Here is a 19,121-nt window from a genome sequence, read left to right as displayed (position 1 = left end):
CCCGCCGGCACGCGGCGGCGTGGACGGTGAGACCTGCCGAGGGTGCCGGGATCCATGCGGGGCTTTGTGATTCCCGATGGATCCCGGCTCCTCCAGCGTATCCTCACCCTGCGCCGCATGTCCAAAGTCCGAACCACCCTGCTATGCCTCTTCACCGCCGCCGGTTTCAGCCGTGCTGCCGATCGGCCGAACGTGTTGTTGATCTGCATCGATGACCTGCGACCGGAACTGAGGAGCTTCGGCGTCGACTACATCCAGAGCCCGGCGATCGACCGGCTGGCGGCTGCCGGGCGTCCTTTTTTCAACCACTACGTCCAGGCTCCCACCTGCGGGGCCTCGCGTTACGCCTTGCTGACCGGCCGCTACGGGCCCGGCGACAACGAAGCCCTGTTCCGGCGGGCGGCGAAGATGGCGACTGGGAAAAATAGCGTGCCACCCAGCTTGCCGGAACATTTCCGGACCAAGGGCTACACCACCGTGTCGGTCGGCAAGGTGTCGCACCATCCGGGCGGCCGCGGCGGCGCCGATTGGGACGACGATTCCAAACCCGAGATGCCCGGCGCCTGGGACCGGCATCTTCTTCCCGCCGGGAAGTGGCAACATCCCCGCGGCGCGATGCATGGCCTCGCCCACGGTGAGATCCGGCAGGACGGCAAGCCGATGACGGTCTTCCAGTCGGCGGAGGGGCCGGACACGAATTATCCCGACGGCCTGATCACCGACGAGGCTCTCGCGCAGCTCGACGAACTCGCCAAAACTGCCGCCGAAAAGCCCTTCTTCCTGGCGGTCGGGATCATCCGCCCCCACCTGCCCTTCGGAGCTCCGGCCCGCTACTTCGAGCCCTACCGCAACGCGAAGCTGCCGCCGATCCCCCATCCCGCCAAACCGGAAGCGCCGAACACCTGGCATGGTTCCGGTGAATTCATGCGCTACGAGAATTGGGGCAAGGATCCGCGCAAGGATGCCGGATTCGCCGATGAGGTCCGCAAGCACTACGCCGCCTGTGTCAGCTTTGCCGACGCCCAGGTCGGCCGCCTGCTCGAGTCGTTGGAGAAGCACGGCTTGAAGGACGACACCATCATCGTTCTGTGGGGCGACCACGGCTGGCATCTCGGGGAGCACAACGTATGGGGCAAGCACACGCTGTTCGAGGAGTCGCTCCGCTCGCCGCTGGTCCTCGCCTATCCGGGGCTCCCTTCACCCGGCGAGGCCTCGCGCTCGATCGTGGAAACCGTCGATCTCTTCCCGACGCTCTGCGATCTGGCGGGCATCGACGCACCTTCCGGCCTCAGCGGCCGTTCGCTGCGGCCCTTGCTCGAGGATCCGCAGGCGGCGGGCCGGCCGGCGGTCTCGTATTTCGGCCAGGCGAGGAGCCTGCGGACCGCGGACTACCGGTTGATCGAACACCGCAAGGGCGGGAAGACGACAGCGGTCGAACTCTACGACCATCGTCAGGCGGATGGCGAAACCACGAACATCGCAGCCGAGAATCCCGGAGTCGTGGACAAGCTTGCCGGCGAGCTGGACCGGCGGCTGAAGCGGTGAGGAAGGCAAAGCCTTCAAGGGAGCGCCGACTTCAGTCGGCATTCGCTGGTCCCCCTGATTTCCGTCCAAGCCGACTGAAGTCGGCGCTCCCTAATGGCCCTTTGGAATCACCCGGGAGGCTCAGACCACGCTGCCGTAGAGGGTGAAGCCGGTGCTTTCCTCGACCCGGATGTCGACCAGCTGGCCGGTCAGCTTGTGGGCGTCGCCCTCGAAGATCAGGATCTTGTTGGTGCTGGTGCGGCCGGTCAGGCGCTGCTTGTTGGTCTTGCTCGGGCCTTCGCAGAAGACCTGCTGGACGGTGCCGACCAGCGCCGCGTTCTTGGCGATGGCGAGCTCGTTGACCACGTCGAGCAGCCGCTGGTTGCGCTCTTCCTTCACCCGTTCGGGAAGCTGGTCGTCCATCTCCGCGGCCGGGGTGTCCTTGCGCTTCGAGTAACGGAACACGAAGGCGTTGTCGAACTCGAGCCGCTTGACGGTGTCGATGGTCGCCTGGAAGTCCTCCTCGGTCTCGCCGGGGAAGCCGACGATGATGTCGGTGGTGATGGCGATCCCCGGCCGGGCGGCCTTCATTTTCTCGCAGATCTCGACGAACTTCTCGTTCTTGTACGGCCGGCGCATCGCCTTGAGGATGCGGTCGGAGCCGCTCTGCATCGGGAAGTGGATGTGCGAGCAGAGTTTCGGCAGGTAGGTGAAGGCGGCGACCAGATCGTCGCGGTAGCCGATCGGGTGCGGCGAGGTGAAGCGGATCCGCTCGATGCCTTCGACCGCGTGCACCGCCTCGAGCAGCTGCACGAAGGGCGACTTGCCGTCGACCTTTTCGAACTCGGTGCGGCCGTAGAGGTTCACGATCTGGCCGAGCAGGGTGATCTCCTTCACCCCGTGGTCGCGCAGGCGCTTCACCTCGTCGACGATCTCGGCGATCGGCCGGCCGCGTTCCTTGCCGCGGGTGTCCGGCACAATGCAGAAGGAGCAGCGCATGTTGCAGCCCTGCATGATCGAGACGAAGGCCGAGGCGTTGAGGTCCTTGGGGACATGGTCTCGGATGGTGTTCTGCGAGCCGGCCTCCTCCTCGACGTCGCAGACATTGTCGCCGTGCATCGACAGGGCGACGTCGTCCATCCGGCGCTCGAGGCGGCGCTGGAGGATTGTGTCCACGTATTCGAAAACCTTGTGGTACTTCTGGGTGCCGACGACCACGTCGAGGTGCGGCACGCGCTCGAACAGCTCCGGGCCCCGGCTCTGGGCCATGCAGCCCATGAAACCATAGACGACGTGAGGCTTCTGGCGGCGGTGCATCCCCATGTTGCCCATCTTGCCGAGTGCCTTCTGTTCCGCCTGGTCGCGGACCGAGCAGGTATTCACCAGGATCGCGTCGGCATCGCTTTCATCGCCGGTGACCGTGTAGCCGCCCTCGGTGAACATCTGCGCCACCTGTTCGGAGTCGCGTTCGTTCATTTGGCAGCCGTACGTGCGGATGTAGACCTTGGGCATGACGGGAAAATTCGAAGGACTGGGCCCGGATGGCGGGATCACCGTGGCTCGGGGCCGCGGACGCTAGCGGCGGCGAACCGGGGTATCAAGGCGGGAGAATTACGGGGGAGGAACGAACCGCGGAGGCGCAGAGGTCGCAAAGGTGAGCGCGGAGCTGATGAAACTGGATTGTGGAGATCTGGTGGCGTTGATCTCGATCTTGGACTTCTCCGCGGGCCACTCCGCGACCTCTGCGCCTCCGCGGTTCGTTCAGATAAAACTCAAGGCACCGGCGTGTTCTCCAGCGCGCTGTCGATCAAGGTCGCCGGATCACTGCCGTCGTCGGGTGCCAGGCGGTGGCGCAGGACGGCGGGGAAGAGCGCCTGGACGTGGTCCGGATAAAGCGCCGGGGCATTGTCGAGGAAAGCGGCGGCCCGGGCCGCCTGCATCAATGCGAGGGACCCGCGGACGGACACCGCATGATCGGAACCGGCCATCCGGCGCAAGGCTTCGCACAGGGCGGTGATATACGCGGCGACGGCCGGAGCCACCGTGACCCGCTGGACCGATTCCCGGAGCGCCAGCACATCGGCCAGATCGAGCAAGCCGCCCGCCGCGGACGTGCCGTTGATTTCCCCGGCGGCGTGCGCCAGCAGGATCCGCTGCTGGATGACAGCGGCCGGCAGGTCCATCCGGATCGACAGCAGGAAGCGGTCGAGCTGCGGCTCCGGCAGCGGGAAGGTGCCGTGACGGTCGGTATCATTCTGGGTGGCGATGACGAAGAAGGGCTCCGGCAGCGGCCGGGTCACGCCGTCGAGGGTCACCTGGTGCTCGTTCATGCACTCGAGCAAGGCGCTCTGGACCCGCGGCGAGGTGCGGTTGATTTCGTCCGCCAACACGCAGTGGGCGAAGACCGGCCCGGGGATGAACTCGAAGTCCCCCCGGTCCATGCGGTAGAGCGAATAGCCGAGCAGATCGGCCGGCAGCAGGTCCGGGGTGAACTGGACCCGCTTGAAGCTGCCGCCGATCGAGGTCGCCAGGGTATGCGCGAGCGAGGTCTTGCCGATGCCCGGCGCGCCCTCGATCAAGACGTGTCCCCGCGCCAGCAACGCGGTCAGCAAAAGGCCGGCGGCCTCCTCCGATCCGAGGACGGTGGCGACAAGACGCTGGCGGAGATTCTCAAGGGCGGCGCGTGGCATGGAGACCGCCGCATTTGAGGCAAGGCGCCCGGGACCCGGCCAGCCGAAAGCACCGGAAATCGTCGGCAAATCCACCCCGAATCCCGACCAATTCCGTTAGAAGTTCGGGAAATTCAAAAATTTTGCTTCCCGTTTTATTAAGAATCATTGACTTTCCGCTTCCGCTTCCGCTCACCCGGTCACCCTGCCTGTTCACCCCCATGAAAATCACCCTCACCCTCGTTGCGGGCTTGTCGCTCGCCACCGGCGCCCAAGCCGTGATCGTCAATCTCACGGACGTCACCATCGCCGGAAACGCGCCGGACATCCTCACGAACACCAGCAACGTGGATTTCCACGGCGGTTTCATCAACGGCGCGCTGTTCCGGGATCCCTCCGTTGATGGCAGCGCGGGCTCGGGAACGTTCCGGGACCTTTACCGGCTCTCTCCGCCCCAAGGTAAGGGGAACGAGGTCGAGTCCGGCTACAACCGGCCGGGCATCATGGACACGGACATTCCGAACGGGTTCGACTACGAGCTCCGCATGGGTGATCTGGTGCTGGATGCCTCCGGGTCGAGCTACATTTTCGTCGTTGATATCAACGAGAACAACAGCGCCACCGACCGCTTCCTGTCCCTCGATGACCTCAAGATCTGGGTCGGCGGCACGACCGATCCGGCCGTTTTGCCCGAGACGCTCAACGACATGATGTCGACGCTCGGCGTCCCCGTCTACGACATGAATCCCGCGGGCCAGCAGAACTTCGCGCTGCTTGATGCCACCCTTTCAACGGGCAGCGGCGGCGGCGACGTGTTCGTCTTCGTGCCGAAATCGTATTTCCCGCAGAACGCCGACCCGAACAGCTTCGTCTACATTTACACCAGCATGGGGTCCTACACCGGTGCTCCCGGTTTCGGCGCAGGCGCCACCCAAGAGCAGGTCTCCATTCCCGGCAAGTCGATCACCGGCGGTGGCATTCAACCCGGTGTTCAGGTGGTTCCAGTCCCGGAACCCACCGCGATCTCCTTGCTCGGCCTGGCCGGCCTGCTCGGTTTGGTCCGCCGGCGGCGCTAAAGCCGCGAGGCGACGATCCGGATCGCTTCCGGATACAGCCGGTGTTCCTCCACCTGGATGCGCTCGTGCAGCGACTCCGCGGTGTCATCCGGCAAAACCGGCACCTTCGCCTGCAGGATGATCGGACCGGTATCAATTCCGGCATCGACGTAGTGGACCGTGCAGCCGGACTCGCTGACGCCCTGTTCCAAGGCCTGTTTCCAGGCGTGAAGACCCGGAAAAGCCGGCAGCAGGGACGGGTGGATATTGATGATCCGGCCCGGGAAGACCGCCATCAATGGGGATTTCACCAGGCGCATGAAGCCGGCGAGACACACCAGGTCGACTTCCGCTTTGAGCAGCGCCGCCGCGGTTTCGGCCTGCACTTCCAGCGGGTACTTCGTCTTGAAGCCCCGGCAGTCGATGAGGCCCGTCGGAATCCCCGCCTTGCGGGCCCGCTCCAGGATGTAGGCATCCGGGTTGTCGGAAAGCACGATGGCGATCTCCGCGTCGAGCGAGCCATCCGCGATGGCATCGAGGATCGCCTGCATGTTGGAACCGGAACCGGAGCCGAGAATACCGAGTCGCATGCGGGGAGGGAAAAGGGTCAACGCAACGGTGCCAAGCGCCAATCCCATCCGGCGCGGATTCTTCGGGGGACCAGCAACTTCGATCTTGGCCACCGCCGCGCCGCCCGATAGGCGATAGCCCCATGCACGATCCACGCGTCGATCAACTCGCCCGCCAGCTTGTCCGCTATTCCACTTCGCTCAAGAAAGGCGAGAAGGTCCTTTTCGACCTCTACGACGTGCCGGACGCGATCGGCCTCGCCCTGGTCCGCGAGGCCCGGGCCAAGGGCGCGCTGCCCCTGCTACGGATCCACAGCTCACGCCTCACCCGCGAGATGCTCAAGGGCGCGACCGACGACCAGTACCAGCTGATGTCCAAGCACCTGCTCGCCGAGATGAAGGACATGGACGCCTACATCGCGGTGCGCGGCAGCCACAACATCGCCGAAAGCAGTGACGTCCCGGCGGCCAGCATGAAGCTCGCGATGAAGTACATGCGCCCGGTTCTCGACTGGCGGGTCAAGAAGACCAAGTGGTGCGTGCTGCGCTGGCCCTCCCCCTCGATGGCCCAACAGGCCGGCATGAGCACCGAGGCGTTCGAGGACTTCTACTTCCAGGTCTGTCTGGTCGACTACAAGAGCCTGGTCCCCGCCGCCACCGCGCTGAAACGGCTGATGGACAAGACCGACCTCGTCCAGATCACCGGCCCGGGCACCGACCTCAAGTTCTCGATCAAGGACATCCCGGCCGTCGTCTGCGCCGGCACCCACAACATCCCCGACGGCGAGGTCTTCACCGCGCCGGTCAAGGACTCCGTCGAAGGCGTCATCTCCTACAACGCCCCGACCATCTACCAGGGCATCCCCTTCGACTCGATCAAGCTGACCTTCGAGAAGGGCAAGATCGTCAAGGCCGAGTCGCCCGGGAAGAACAAGGAGATCAACAAGATCCTCGATAGCGACGCCGGCGCACGCTACATCGGCGAGTTCGCGCTCGGCTACAATGCCGCCATCAAGCACCCGATGCGCGACATCCTCTTCGACGAGAAGATCGGCGGCTCCTTCCACTTCACCCCCGGCCAGGCCTACGAGGAGGCCGACAACGGCAACCGCTCGCAGGTCCACTGGGACATGGTGAACATCCAGCGCAAGGACTACGGCGGTGGTGAGATCCGCTTCGACGGCAAGATCATCCGCAAGGACGGCGTCTTCCTGCCGAAGAACCTGGCGAAGCTGAACGGGTGAGGCCGGCCCCATGACCGCGGCGCAGCCGCCTTTGGACTGCTGCGATCCTTCGCAGCTTTTCGAAGCAAGGGAGAGGCGATTTTTCTCGGTGTGAGTCGAAGCGATCCCCAAAGGTCGCCTCCACCCGCCCCGACAAGCGATCTCGACACTCCACTCAAAAGCTGCGAAGGATCGCAGCAGTCCAAAAGCAGCTGCGCTGCGGACACGAGTCATACCGGAAGCTCCGATAGCACCGTGGCCCCATGCTCCGCCGCATTGGATTCTTCAGGGTGGGAGCTATTTCGTCACGGCCTCCACCTATCATCGCCAGCGGCTGTTCGACACGCCGGCGAAACTCGACGCCATCGCCGGCCTTTTGATCGACTCCGCCAAGGCATTCGGCTGGCAGCTCCGGGCTTGGGCCGTTCTCGCCAACCACTACCACTTCGTCGCCGACTCACCGGATGGTACCGGAGAGTCCCTCCGCGCCTGGCTCACGGAATTCCATCGCAGTGCCGCGATCGAAGTGAACCTCCTCTCCGGCGCCCCCGGCCGGCGCGTCTGGATGAACTTCCGTGAGACCCACATCACCCACCAGACCTCCTATCTCGCCCGGCTCCGCTACGTGAACGAGAACCCGGTGAAGCACGGGTTGGCCGAGGAAGCCCGCCACTACCAGTGGTGCAGCGCCGCGTGGTTCGAGACACACGCTCCGAAGAGTTTCGTCGAAAGCGTCCGCCGTTTCCGCACCGACCGCCTGCAGATCTGGGACGACTTCGACTCATGACATGCACCGCAGGTGCCCTCGGACTGCTGCGATGATTCGCAGCTTTCGAGTGCAGGGTTTGTTTGGCAATTCGGGCAGCCTGAGACGACCCCGAAGCCTCCTCCTTCCGTTTCAACATAGACGGGCCGCTCCCTTCATCCAAAAAGCTGCGAATCATCGCAGCAGTCCAAGGGCGGCTTCGCCGCTTGCATAGCCTCGAACGCCGTATCAACTTGCTTGCCTTGTGATCCGGCTCATTTCCCTCGCGCTGATATTTCTTCCCGCCCCCGGCCACGCCGAGGTCACCGTGGGCTGGAAGGTCCCGATCGAGTCGATCGCGCCGGACTACAAGACCAGCGACCAGGTCCGCAAGCTCGACCAGCCGCCGGGCGAGTCGGCGTTTTTCCTGCCGGGGGATGAGTTGTGGGATGTTTCGAAGGTGCTGTTGGTGGACACCACGATTTCGCCGCTAGAGCCGGGACCCAAGGCCGCGTGGACCGGAGATTGGGCGGTTTGGAATCGCCGGTCGGAGATGTTGGTGGCTCGCGGCGACTACATCCACATCAGGCAGGCGCAACAAGCCTGCGGTTTCGACGAAAGTCCGCGGGTGGTCGGCATGCGTTTTCATCTGACCCAGTCAGGAGCCAAGCGATCCGTCGCCGTTTTCGGAGAAAACGGGGAACGCAAAACCGGGCGGATCGATGGCTTGGAAATCGATGTCGAGGGTTTTCGCAGCTCCGAGAATTCCTTCGATGTCATGTGCAATGCAACTTGGAAGTCCGAGGTCGATGACGCGACCTGGAATGTGGTCGCGTCGTTCCATGCCCTCGCGGAAAAGGATGTCCTCATTGCAAGGCTTGGCAGCGGGGATTCCGCCTGGGAACTTCATGTCAGCGTCCGTTTGGAAAGCATCGGTGGAATTCCCGCTAAGGAAGCCCGTTGGATCGAGACCGGGCCGGGTCCACCGCGCCCGTGGCTGGACCTCGGGGCACGGGAGCCACTGTTCCCCCGCCAGGTCTTCGCGAAAGACCTCATCATCGCGGCTTATCAATTGCCGCCTCCATTTGTAGAACACGAATACCTACTTCTACCCTCCCTTGAAGCGCCCGACTCTCTTCATGGTTGGGTCCATGGCCCGTTCCGGGACGTCTCGAAAGTCCTGAATGACAATGGGGTCGATCTCGAACAGCCGGGCACCTTTGCCGGCGTGGAAATGCGGACGAACCAATTGATCCTGGTGGCTAACAAGGCCGCCCATGATCTCGCCCAAGCCCTCGTCGGGGAAATCTCGGAGCCCCTCTCAAGTTCCATTCAGATCGAAAGTAGCCCGGATCACGGCAACTGGTCGTTGATCGTCGGGGATGGTCTGAAATCGGTCATCTGGCTGACCCGTAGTGATGGAGTGTTGGACACGGATGTCGGGGGTTTCGAAATCGAGGCTTCTCTGGCAGAGGAGCCCGGGACTGTGAACCTCAGCTACCATTGCAACCCCGGAAAGATGCCCGGGCCGACTTCGGCGGGAACCATCGAATTGAAGGTCGGCGAGTGGCTGGAGATCCCGGCGGCGGAGAAACCAGCCAAGCAAGAAGCCGCGGTGCGTCTCCGCGCCACGGTGCTTGCGCCCTAACTTCCCCTTCCTCGCTTGCAACCGCCCCTTGCCGGGTCCACTAAGGTGGCATGCTCGCCCGGATCCTTTCGCTGACCTGCCTGCTTGCCGGCTTCGCCGCGGCCCAGAGCTACCGGCCCTCGGGGGAGAAGCCGCCGCGACCCGCCCGCGAGTTCCGCGCGGCCTGGGCGGCGGTGGTTTACAACATCGACTGGCCGAGCGCCAAGGGCCTGTCGTCGTCCACCCAACAGGCGGAGATGCGCGGCATCCTCGACAAGATGGCGTCGCTCAACATGAACGCGCTGATCCTCCAGGTGCGGCCGCATTGCGACGCGGTCTACCAGTCGTCGCGCGAGCCGTGGAGTCCGTGGCTGACCGGTACCATGGGCAAGTCGCCGGGCTACGACCCGCTCGAATTTGCCATCCGCCAGGCCCATGCCCGGGGCATCGAGGTGCACGCCTGGTTCAATCCCTTCCGCGCCCTTTCCAACGCCAGCCACCCGACCTGCGCGAACCACGTGACCAAGGCCGCCCCGCAGATCACCAAGCGCTATGGCAGCCTGGTCTGGTGCGACCCCGCCGCCACCGAGACCCGCGCGCGGGCCTTCGGCGCCATCCTCGACGTGGTCCAGCGCTACGACATCGATGGCGTCCACCTCGACGACTACTTCTACCCCTACCCCGATGGCGGCAAGATCTTCCCCGACGGCCGCAGCCCGGCGGTGCGGCGGCAGATCGTCGACGACTTCGTCGAAAAGCTCTACGCCGACGTGAAGCGGACGAAGCCCTGGGTGCGGGTCGGGATCTCCCCCTTCGGCATCTGGCGTCCGGGGGTGCCGAGCGGCATCGAGGCCGGCCTCGACGCCTACGAGCAGATCGGCTGCGACGCCCGCAAGTGGCTGTCCAAGGGCTGGGTCGACTACCTGGCACCGCAGCTCTACTGGAAGGACCAGCCGCGCAAGCAGAGCTTCTCCGCGCTGCTGGAATGGTGGCGCCAGCAGGGCAGCCGACCGGTCTGGCCGGGCATCGCGACCACCCGCATCGGCGGCCCGGAGGACGGCCGCCCGGCATCCGAGATCACCAAACAGGTCGGCCTGTCGCGGACCATCGGGAAAAGCTGGGCCGGCCACATCCATTGGAGCGTGAAAGGCCTGACCAAAAACCAGGGCGGCATCTCGAACCTCCTCGCCAAGGATGCCTACTCGCAACCGGCGCTGGTCCCGCCGATGCCGTGGGTTAGCCAGAGCACCCCGGCCCGGCCCGGGGCCAATGCCAGCGGCAACGGATCCAGTGTCCGGGTGAGCCTCCAGAGCGGCGACCGCTCGACCGCCCGCTTCGCGATCCAGGCCCGCTTCGGCCGCCAATGGCGGATGGCGAAGGTCGTGCCCGCCGGGGCGAAATCCGTTGATCTCGCGTCACTTGCAGGGCGCCTGCCCGATGCCGTCGCGGTCAGTGCGGTCGACCGCTTTGGCAATCTCAGCCCGCCGGCGGTGCTCGCCCGCTGAGCTCCATATTTCCCCTTGCACGCTGGCACGAGACCTGTTGAAACCCCCGCGCGCCTCCGCCCTTGACCCGGGCAAGCCGTTGAAAATACTTTACTTTTGCGTAATAAACGGCCCATAACCCGCGCGTCCCGCAACTCCCTGCAGCCTCTCCGCTGCACTCCGATTTCCTGATGAAAGTCCGACTTTTCGTAACGGGTTCCGCCGCCCTCCTCGCGGCCTGGCTGACGGCCACTTTCCTCAGCGACGTCCCCGTGGACCGCTACCCGCAGTTCGGAAAAGGTTCGGTCCCGCTGTCCGCCAAGGTCGCCAAGCCCCCGGTGGAGGAAGAGCCGATCGTCGCGGTCGACCCCGACGAGATCCCGATGGCATCGACCGTCGAGTGACGCGGATGGCCCCGGGCCCTCCTGATTCCCGGCTCGCCTTTTTCCGCCGCAGCGGTCAGCTTGATCGTCATGGCTGAGGAACCGCGCGTCTGTGACAACAAGCCGATCGGACTGGAAGTCGAACCCGGGGTCCACTGGTGGTGCTCCTGCGGCCACTCCAGCCACCAGCCGTTCTGCGACGGCAGCCACAAGGGGACCGGCATGCAGCCGGTGAAATTCGAGACCACCGCGAAGACCACGGTCTGGTGGTGCCTGTGCAAACACACCAAGACCCCGCCGCTGTGCGACGGCACCCACAAGAAATTCAGGCCGTGAAGGCAGGAAATCGGAGCCGTGCTCGAATTATAGGGGTCGATTCAAAGGATCTTCGTGAATCCTGGATTCAATTTCATGCTTTCGACCGCGAGCCCATTCAGGCGCGATTCTCAACCAAACGTCTTCGGGAATCGGATAGTAGACTGAATGACCAGGCTCAACAAGTTCACCCGGCAGATTGAACACCCTTGTCCCCTCCGCGGAGATCTCGCGGTAGATGAATCCATTGTCGGTGGAACCACGAACTTGGAAACCACGTTTGCGGAACAACTGCCTCGCCTTGATCGCTTCGACGACGACGAACAAAAGCAGGCCAACGACCGCGATCGGAATTAACCAAAAAATGGAAAATCGGAAGATGATCGCCAGGACGACGAATCCGACCACGGCTACGGTCGATTTCCACCCAATCATCAAGAGATTTTGAAGCACGCCACGAAGTGGCGAATTTTCACGCGTAGATCTTCTCGTAGTACTCCGTCACCATCCGGTCGGAGTCGAAGAAAGGCACCACTTCGTTCATCGAGTTGAGCACCAGCTTCCACCAGCCGTCCGGGTCGCCGTAGTAGAGCGGCAGTACCTGCTTCTCCATGGCCTCGTAGAAGCCGAGCAGGTCGTGGCGGTCGCGCGCCTCGGCATCGAGCGCCGGGTCGGCGGGCGGGATGATGAAGCTGTTGTGGCCGTCCTTCGAGAACTCGCACACCCATCCGTCGTAGGTGGACAGGTTTACCGCCGCGTTCATCGCCGCGGTCATGCCGGAGGTGCCGGAGGCCTCGCGGGTGACCACCGGGTTGTTGAGCCAGATGTCGGCGCCGTATTTCAGCTGGCGCGACAGGTCGAGTTCGTAGCCGACCAGCACCGCCAGGTTCGGGTGATCCTTGGTGAGGTGGACCAGATGGTTGAAGGTGTCGATCGCGCCGTAGTCGAAGGGGAACGGCTTGCCCGCCCAGATGATCTGGACCGGCCGCTCGTTGCCGTTGACCAGGGAGCGGAACAGACGGATGTCGCGGGCGATCAGGTCCGGGCGCTTGTAGCCGGCGAAGCGCCGGGCCCAGACCACGGTGAGGACATCGGGATCGAAGAGCTTGCCGGTCTGGTCCGCGACCGTCTGGAACAAGCGCGACTTGAGCTCCCGCTTGCGGTTGCGCAGCTCCTCGATGTCGCCCTCCTTGCGGGCGTGCTCGAGGCCGCGGTCCTTCCAGAACTTCGCGTTCTGGGCGTTGGTCACGTGGGTGATCGGGCAAATTCCCGGGAAGCTCTCCCACATCTTCCGCGACACGTCGCCGTGCAGCTTGGACACCGCGTTGGACAGGTGGCTCATCCGCAGCGCGGCGAGCGAGTGGTTGAAGACCTCGCCGTGGATGCCGGTGACCTGCTCGACCTCCTTTTTCGGCACCGAGCCGAAGAAGGTGAAATCGTGAAGCAGCTTGAAGTCGTGCTTCTCGTTGCCCGCCTCCTCCGGCGTGTGGGTGGTGAAGACGAAGCGCTTCTTCACCTCGTCCAGGCTACGATATTTCTCGTAGACGCGGAAGGCGGCGGACAAGCCGTGGGCCTCGTTGAGGTGCCAGACCTCGGGATCGACGCCGAGCTCCTCCAGCAGCCGCGCTCCGCCGGCACCGAGGATGATGTACTGGGCGATCCGGCGCAGCGGGTCGTTGTCGTAAAGCCGGTGGGTGATCTGCCGCGACAGGTGGTCGTTCTCGTCGAGGTCGGTGGTCAGGAAGAACATCGGCACCGTGCCGAAAACGTCGCCGGGCAGGAACATCGCCTTGACCCACACCGGGTGGCCGTGGACCGGCACCTGGAACTTGATCCCGGTGTCCTGCAGGAAGGCGTACTGCTTCTTGCGGAACTGCACCGCCATCTCGCGCTCCTCGCCGCGGGTCTGGTTGTAGTAACCGTAGGTCCAGAGCATGCCGATGCCGCACAGGTTCTGGCGCAGCGCGGCGGCCGAGCGCATGTGGGAGCCGGCGAGGAAGCCGAGGCCGCCGGAGTAGATCTTGAAGATCTGGTCGATGGCGAACTCGCAGGAGAAATAGACGGCGCTCTTCGAGAACTTCGGGTCGATCTCGTAGGAATGGGAGAACGGCTTGGGAAGAAAGGATCCGGACATGGGGACGAGGCGAAGGATTCGGCGCGGTGGCCCGGGGCGGCTTGCACCAAGGGACGGACGGGGCTGCGCGGTGGCGTAGGCGTGACGTAGCCGAGGGGTTTTGTCGAGCCCGGCGACGCGGATGCTCGTACCGTACCAGCTTCCGCGATTTCAGGAAATTGCGCGGCGGCGAGGGTGACAGACGGGCGGGACCCGGTGGCACGGGAGTTGCTCATGCGTAGATTCACCATGATGCGCGTGCTGTCAGGGAGAGCCGGAGCCTTCGGCCGGATATGTGGATGTTTGGCCGCCTGCCTGTTCGCCCTCGCGAGCCCGGCCGGGGCCCAGGATGAATCACCCGGGTCGGTGCGTGAGGTCATCGCGAAAGCCACCACCACGCTGGACACCGACCAGCAGCGCGAAATGGTCGAGGGCCTCGCGTCGGCCGATCCGGACGAGGTCACGATCTGGTTGAAGAAGTGGAAGCAGGGCGAGATCTATCTCTATCAGGACGCCGAGGGCAACGACATGGCCGTCACCTTGAGCGGCGATCCGGATCCCGAGGCGCGTTTCGCGCTCGCTTCCGTGGCCACCGGCGAACCCGTCACCGGCGCCGACGGGCAGGTCGCCCGCGCGACGACCGATGACCTCTACCTTGCCGACACCGACTCGAAGCTCCGCAGGGTGATGAAGGACGTGACGGACCGGATGGAACTCCTTTCCCCCGATCCGAAAGAGCGGGTGAAGGCGGTGAAAGCCACCGGCAACCAGCAGGACATCACCAAGCTCCCGCTGCTGGAACAGATCAAGGCGACCGAGAAGAACGGCAAGGTGAAGGACGCCCTCGATGAGGCGATCGCCATGCTCAAGCTGCGCTCGGAAGATCCCGCCGTCCGCCAGGCCGCCGTCCTCGAACTCGGCGAGATGGGATCCATCGCCTCGCAGGGCGCCATCAAGACCGTCCGCCGCGAGGCCGAGGAAGCCGGCAATGCCGCCCTCGTCAGCGCTTGCGACAGGGCCCAGCTCGACATCGACGGCCACATCTCGCGGGTGAACACCGTCGGCACCGTCTTCCGCGGCCTTTCGCTGGGAAGCATCCTGCTGGTCGTCGCCATCGGCCTTGCGATCACCTTCGGCCTGATGGGCGTGATCAACATGGCCCACGGCGAACTCATCGCCGTCGGCGCCTACACCACCTATCTCGTCCAGAACCTCTTCGGCGCGGGCATCCACATGTCGCCCTTCGGCATGACCGTCAGCATCCCCGGCATGAACCTGACCGGCAACTCCTGGGGGCTCTATTTCCTGGTCGCGATCCCCGCCAGCTTCCTCACCGCCGCCGCCGTCGGCATCCTCCTCGAGCGCGGCATCATCCGCTTCCTCTACAAGCGCCCGCTCGAGTCGCTGCTCGCCACCTGGGGCGTCTCGATGATCCTCCAGCAGCTCTTCCGGCTGATCTTCGGCTCGAACAACGTCCAGGTCGACAGCCCCGCCTACCTCTCCGGCAACTGGACCGTCAACGACGTCATCTTCGGCTGGAACCGCGTGTTCGTCATCGCCTTCGCGGTGCTGATCATCTTCCTCACCTGGGTGGTGCTCAACAAGACCTCGCTCGGCCTGCTGATCCGGGCGGTCATGCAGAACCGCGCCATGGCCGCCTGCATGGGCGTGCGCACCGAGCGCGTGAACATGATGACCTTCGGCTTCGGCAGCGGCCTCGCCGGCCTCGCCGGGGCCTTCCTGTCGCAGATCGGCAATGTCGGCCCGAACCTCGGCCAGAACTACATCGTCGACTCGTTCATGACTGTCGTCGTCGGCGGCGTCGGCAACATCATCGGCACCGTGATCAGCGCCCTCGGCATCGGCATGGCCGACCAGTCCTTGCAGCAGATCCTCGGCAACCCGGTGCTCGGCAAGATCCTCGTCCTCGGCGCCATCATCCTGTTCCTCCAGTGGAAACCCGCCGGGCTCTTCGCGACCCGCTCCCGCAGCCTCGACTGATGAATACCCCGCTATCCGGCAAAATGCCCACGATCGCGCTCGCTGCGGTCGCCCTGTTCCTGGTGGTGATCATGCCTGCGCTCAATGCCGGGGGCATCGTCTCGGACTTCACCCTCAACACCTGGGGCAAGTACCTTTGCTACGCGATGCTCGGCATCGCCGTCGACCTGTTATGGGGCTACACCGGCCTGCTCTGCCTGGCCCAGGCGCTGTTCTTCAGCCTCGGCGGCTACATGTTCGGCATGCACCTGATGCTGATGATCGGCAAGCTCGGCCAGTACAAGAGCGACCTGCCCGACTTCATGGTTTTCCTCGGCCTCAAGGAGCTCCCCGGATTCTGGCAACCCTTCTACTCCTTCCCCTTCGCCACCCTGATGGTGCTCGCCGTTCCCGGCTTGCTCGCCTGGGTCTTCGGCTACCTCGCCTTCCGCTCGAGGATCAAGGGCGTCTATTTCTCGATCCTCACCCAGGCCCTCACCTACGCCGCGTGGCTGATCTTCCTCAGCAACGACATCATCACCATGGGCGGCAACAACGGCTTCACCGACTTCCGCACGGTGCTGGGGGCCGACATCCGGTCACCCGAAACCCGGCGCATCCTCTACATCGCCTCGGCGGTCGCCCTGACGCTCATCTTCATCGGCTGCAAATGGCTCACGACCAGCCGCTTCGGGCTCATCCAGCGGGCCATCCGCGACAGTGAAAACCGGGTCCTCTTCTCCGGCTACTCGGCCGCCAACTTCAAGCTCTTCGTCTTCGTCATCAGCGGCATGATCGCCGCCGTCGGCGGGGCCCTCTACGTCCCCCAGGTCGGCATCATCAACCCGGGGGAAATGGCCACCGCCAACTCGCTCGAAGCCGTCGTCTGGGTCGCCGTCGGCGGCCGCGGCACCTTGATCGGCCCGATCATCGGCGCCATCGGCGTCAACCGCCTGAAGAGCTGGGCGACCACCGAGTATCCCGACTACTGGCTGATCATCCTCGGCGCCACCTTCGTGCTGGTCGTGCTCTTCATGCCCAAGGGCATCGTCGGCATCCCCGGCCAGATCCGCGCGATCATAGAACGTCGCAAACACCGCCAGACCATCCGCGAGGAAGACCTCGCCGCCGCCAATCCCAGCCCCGAAGCCGAATGAGCCTCATTCCCTACATCCTGGCCGCGGAAGGCCTCAACAAGTCCTTCGACGGTTTCAAGGCCATCAACGACCTCAACTTCTCCCTCGAGAAGGGCGAGCTGCGCACCGTCATCGGGCCGAACGGCGCCGGCAAGACGACCTTCCTCGACCTCATCACCGGCCGCACCAAGCCCGACACCGGCACGCTCCACTTCGAGCAGACGAACGACCTGCTCAAGATGAACGAGTACGAGATCTACCGTCTCGGCATCGGCCGCAAGTTCCAGACGCCGACGGTCTACACCGACCACACCGTGCGCGAAAACCTGCTGCTCTCGCTCGCCGGTCCGCGCAGCATCTGGCACTCGCTGTTCGGCAAGATCCGCAAGGAGCAGGAAGAGCGGATGGACGAAATCCTCCACACCATCAAGCTCACCAGCCGCGCCCACGCCAAGGCCGGGTCCCTGGCCCACGGCCAGAAGCAGTGGCTGGAGATCGGCATGCTGCTCGCCCAGGACGCCAAGCTGCTGCTGGTCGATGAACCCGCCGCCGGCATGACCGATGAGGAAACCTATCGCACCGGCGAGCTGCTGCTCTCGCTCGCCGGCAAGCACACCATCGTCGTCATCGAGCACGACATGACCTTCGTCCGCCAGATCTCCCAGGGCCGCCTCGTCACCGTCCTCCATCAGGGCAACGTCCTCTGCGAGGGCCCGGTGGACAAGGTGCAGAACGACGAACGGGTCATCGAGGTCTACCTCGGCCGCAAAAAGAAAGCCGCATGAACGCCGTCGCCACCGAGCCCCTGTCCCTTTCCGTCAGCGACCTGTCGGTCTCGATCGGCGGCAGCCGCATCCTCCGCGGCGTCAGCCTCGACATCCGCCCGAAGACCGTCTTCTGCCTGATGGGCCGCAACGGCGTCGGCAAGACAACGACCCTCAAGGCCATCACCGGGTTGATGCCCGCCGACAACGGCAACATCCACCTCGCCGGCACCGACCTTTCCCGCCTCAGCGCGGACAAGCGCGCCCTCGCGGGCATTGGCTTCGTGCCCCAGGGCCGCGAGATCTTCCCCCAGCTGACCGTCGAGGAAAACCTCTACGTCGGCACCGTCGCCCGCGGCCGCAAGCCGAAGAAGGAGGAGATCGACCGCATCTTCACCCTGTTCCCCATCATCAAGGAGTTCCTGCCGCGCAAGGGCGGCATGCTTTCCGGCGGCCAGCAGCAGCAGCTCGCGATCGGCCGCGCGCTGCTCACCAATCCCAAGCTCCTCATCCTCGACGAGCCCACCGAGGGCATCCAGCCGAACATCATCGACCAGATCGGCGACGCCATCAAGATGCTGCGCGAGGAAGGCAAGATGGCGATTCTACTGGTCGAGCAGTACTTGGATTTCTGCAAGGAACTCGGCGACGACTTCACCATCCTCGAGCGCGGCCGCGTCGCCGCCACCGGGCCGATGACCGATCTCTCCGAAGAACTCATCAAGGAATTCCTCACCGTCTGAACCATGATCCAACGAACCCTCGCCCGCCTGCTCGTTTTCCTGCCCGCCGTCGCCGCGGCTCATCCCGGCCACTATCATCCCGGGGAAGAAGACGAGTTCGACGCCCTCCGCGCCGACTGGCTGCATCTCCACGGCCCGCTCGAGATCGGTCTGGCCGCCACCGCGGCGGCCGCCGCCGTCGCCTTCAAGCTGAGCCCGAACCGCAAGGTGAAACTCGGTGCCGCCGTCGCCTTCAAGCTGAGCCCGAACCGCAAGGTGAAACTCGGTGCCGCCGTCGCCTTCGGCGGCGCGCTCGCCTCCATCGCCGCGTTCTGATGCACCTGTCCCCGCGCGAGAAGGAGAAGCTGCTGGTGGTCGTCGCCGCCGACCTCGCCCGCCGTCGCCGCGACCGCGGCCTCAAGCTCAACCATCCCGAGGTCATCGCACTGATCACCGCCGAGATTTTCGAAGGCGCCCGCGACGGCAAGTCGGTCGCCGAACTCATGAGCTACGGCACCACCCTCGTCACCCGCGACGAGGTGATGGAAGGCGTCGCCGAGATGATCCACGACATCCAGGTCGAGGCGACCTTCCCGGACGGCACCAAGCTCGTCACCGTTCACAATCCGGTGAGGTGAAGAGGATCGTAGATGGAGGATGGAAGATGGAAGATGGAAGATTTTCCGACATCCACCATCCACCATCCACCATCCACCATCCACCATCCGCCATCCGCCATCCGCCATCCGCCATCCGCCATCCGCCATCCGCCATCCGCCATCCGCCATCCGCCATCCGCCATCCGCCATCCG

The 19,121-nt window shown here is 64.5% G+C and carries 19 protein-coding genes and 1 pseudogene; 14 read left to right on the top strand and 6 right to left on the bottom strand.

Annotated features, from left to right (window positions below; all coding sequences use genetic code 11):
- The first annotated feature begins 117 nt into the window (after positions 1-117).
- Positions 118-1,545 (top strand): sulfatase, encoded by a 1,428-nt coding sequence (locus IG178_RS15920; RefSeq protein ID WP_193213559.1) that lies wholly within the window; start codon positions 118-120, stop codon positions 1,543-1,545.
- A gap of 120 nt (positions 1,546-1,665) precedes the next feature.
- On the opposite strand, the gene miaB is transcribed toward IG178_RS15920, so the two are convergent.
- Together miaB and IG178_RS15910 are read right to left on the bottom strand one after the other, a co-directional pair.
- The gene (gene miaB / locus IG178_RS15915) at positions 1,666-3,036 is read right to left on the bottom strand and encodes a tRNA (N6-isopentenyl adenosine(37)-C2)-methylthiotransferase MiaB (protein ID WP_193213558.1); all 1,371 of its coding nucleotides are present in this window, start codon (positions 3,034-3,036) and stop codon (positions 1,666-1,668) included.
- A 260-nt stretch (positions 3,037-3,296) separates the two neighbouring features.
- Positions 3,297-4,214 (bottom strand): AAA family ATPase, encoded by a 918-nt coding sequence (locus IG178_RS15910; protein WP_193213557.1) that lies wholly within the window; start codon positions 4,212-4,214, stop codon positions 3,297-3,299.
- 200 nt (positions 4,215-4,414) lie between these two features.
- Here IG178_RS15910 and IG178_RS15905 point away from each other — a divergent pair, with 200 nt between their 5' ends.
- Positions 4,415-5,269, top strand: a complete 855-nt coding sequence (locus tag IG178_RS15905; protein ID WP_193213556.1) for a PEP-CTERM sorting domain-containing protein — start codon at positions 4,415-4,417, stop codon at positions 5,267-5,269.
- Here IG178_RS15905 and purN read toward each other — a convergent pair.
- Positions 5,266-5,838: a phosphoribosylglycinamide formyltransferase gene (gene purN, locus IG178_RS15900; protein ID WP_226895497.1), complete on the bottom strand. Its 573-nt coding sequence runs from the start codon at positions 5,836-5,838 to the stop codon at positions 5,266-5,268. The two genes, IG178_RS15905 and purN, sit on opposite strands and share 4 nt — an antisense overlap.
- Before the next feature lie 122 nt (positions 5,839-5,960).
- On the opposite strand from purN, the gene IG178_RS15895 reads away from it, so the two are divergent.
- From IG178_RS15895 to IG178_RS15870, 6 genes are all read left to right on the top strand, one after another.
- A complete protein-coding gene (locus IG178_RS15895; protein ID WP_193213554.1) occupies positions 5,961-7,061 on the top strand; it encodes an aminopeptidase in 1,101 nt (366 codons plus the stop codon).
- Positions 7,062-7,416: 355 nt separating this feature from the next.
- Complete coding sequence (locus tag IG178_RS15890; protein WP_226895496.1) at positions 7,417-7,827, top strand: hypothetical protein; 411 nt, start codon at positions 7,417-7,419, stop codon at positions 7,825-7,827.
- Between the two features lie 223 nt (positions 7,828-8,050).
- On the top strand, positions 8,051-9,433 hold the full coding sequence (locus IG178_RS15885) for a hypothetical protein (protein WP_193213553.1): 1,383 nt from the start codon (positions 8,051-8,053) through the stop codon (positions 9,431-9,433).
- A 50-nt stretch (positions 9,434-9,483) separates the two neighbouring features.
- Positions 9,484-10,917 (top strand): glycoside hydrolase family 10-like protein, encoded by a 1,434-nt coding sequence (locus tag IG178_RS15880; protein WP_193213552.1) that lies wholly within the window; start codon positions 9,484-9,486, stop codon positions 10,915-10,917.
- A 170-nt stretch (positions 10,918-11,087) separates the two neighbouring features.
- Entirely contained in the window at positions 11,088-11,300 is a 213-nt protein-coding gene (locus IG178_RS15875) for a hypothetical protein (RefSeq protein ID WP_193213551.1), read from the top strand.
- Between the two features lie 69 nt (positions 11,301-11,369).
- Entirely contained in the window at positions 11,370-11,615 is a 246-nt protein-coding gene (locus IG178_RS15870) for a CDGSH iron-sulfur domain-containing protein (RefSeq protein ID WP_193213550.1), read from the top strand.
- Positions 11,616-11,642: 27 nt separating this feature from the next.
- Here IG178_RS15870 and IG178_RS15865 read toward each other — a convergent pair whose 3' ends face one another.
- Positions 11,643-12,047 (bottom strand): hypothetical protein, encoded by a 405-nt coding sequence (locus tag IG178_RS15865; protein ID WP_193213549.1) that lies wholly within the window; start codon positions 12,045-12,047, stop codon positions 11,643-11,645.
- A gap of 19 nt (positions 12,048-12,066) precedes the next feature.
- The gene (gene glgP, locus IG178_RS15860) at positions 12,067-13,728 is read right to left on the bottom strand and encodes an alpha-glucan family phosphorylase (RefSeq protein WP_193213548.1); all 1,662 of its coding nucleotides are present in this window, start codon (positions 13,726-13,728) and stop codon (positions 12,067-12,069) included.
- 231 nt (positions 13,729-13,959) lie between these two features.
- Here glgP and urtB point away from each other — a divergent pair, with 231 nt between their 5' ends.
- Genes urtB through IG178_RS15830 form a run of 6 tightly spaced genes read left to right on the top strand, consistent with a single transcriptional unit; the run spans position 13,960 to position 18,947 of the window.
- Entirely contained in the window at positions 13,960-15,708 is a 1,749-nt protein-coding gene (gene urtB / locus IG178_RS15855) for an urea ABC transporter permease subunit UrtB (protein WP_193213547.1), read from the top strand.
- The gene (gene urtC / locus IG178_RS15850; protein WP_193213546.1) at positions 15,708-16,844 is read left to right on the top strand and encodes an urea ABC transporter permease subunit UrtC; all 1,137 of its coding nucleotides are present in this window, start codon (positions 15,708-15,710) and stop codon (positions 16,842-16,844) included. Before urtB ends, urtC begins: the two co-directional genes overlap by 1 nt.
- The gene (urtD, locus tag IG178_RS15845; RefSeq protein ID WP_193213545.1) at positions 16,841-17,608 is read left to right on the top strand and encodes an urea ABC transporter ATP-binding protein UrtD; all 768 of its coding nucleotides are present in this window, start codon (positions 16,841-16,843) and stop codon (positions 17,606-17,608) included. The genes urtC and urtD overlap by 4 nt, the downstream gene beginning before the upstream one ends.
- A complete protein-coding gene (urtE, locus tag IG178_RS15840; protein ID WP_193213544.1) occupies positions 17,605-18,330 on the top strand; it encodes an urea ABC transporter ATP-binding subunit UrtE in 726 nt (241 codons plus the stop codon). Before urtD ends, urtE begins: the two co-directional genes overlap by 4 nt.
- 3 nt (positions 18,331-18,333) lie before the next feature.
- Positions 18,334-18,645, top strand: a complete 312-nt coding sequence (locus tag IG178_RS15835) for a hypothetical protein (RefSeq protein WP_193213543.1) — start codon at positions 18,334-18,336, stop codon at positions 18,643-18,645.
- Complete coding sequence (locus tag IG178_RS15830; protein ID WP_193213542.1) at positions 18,645-18,947, top strand: urease subunit gamma; 303 nt, start codon at positions 18,645-18,647, stop codon at positions 18,945-18,947. The genes IG178_RS15835 and IG178_RS15830 overlap by 1 nt, the downstream gene beginning before the upstream one ends.
- On the opposite strand, the pseudogene IG178_RS25595 reads toward IG178_RS15830, so the two are convergent.
- Positions 18,929-19,121 (bottom strand): annotated as a pseudogene (locus tag IG178_RS25595) (hypothetical protein); the annotation flags it as partial. The gene IG178_RS15830 and the pseudogene IG178_RS25595 sit on opposite strands and share 19 nt — an antisense overlap.

This window comes from Neoluteolibacter marinus (genome assembly GCF_014904755.1).
GTDB lineage: Bacteria > Verrucomicrobiota > Verrucomicrobiia > Verrucomicrobiales > Akkermansiaceae > Haloferula > Haloferula marina.
This window is presented reverse-complemented; position numbering and strand designations above follow the sequence as displayed.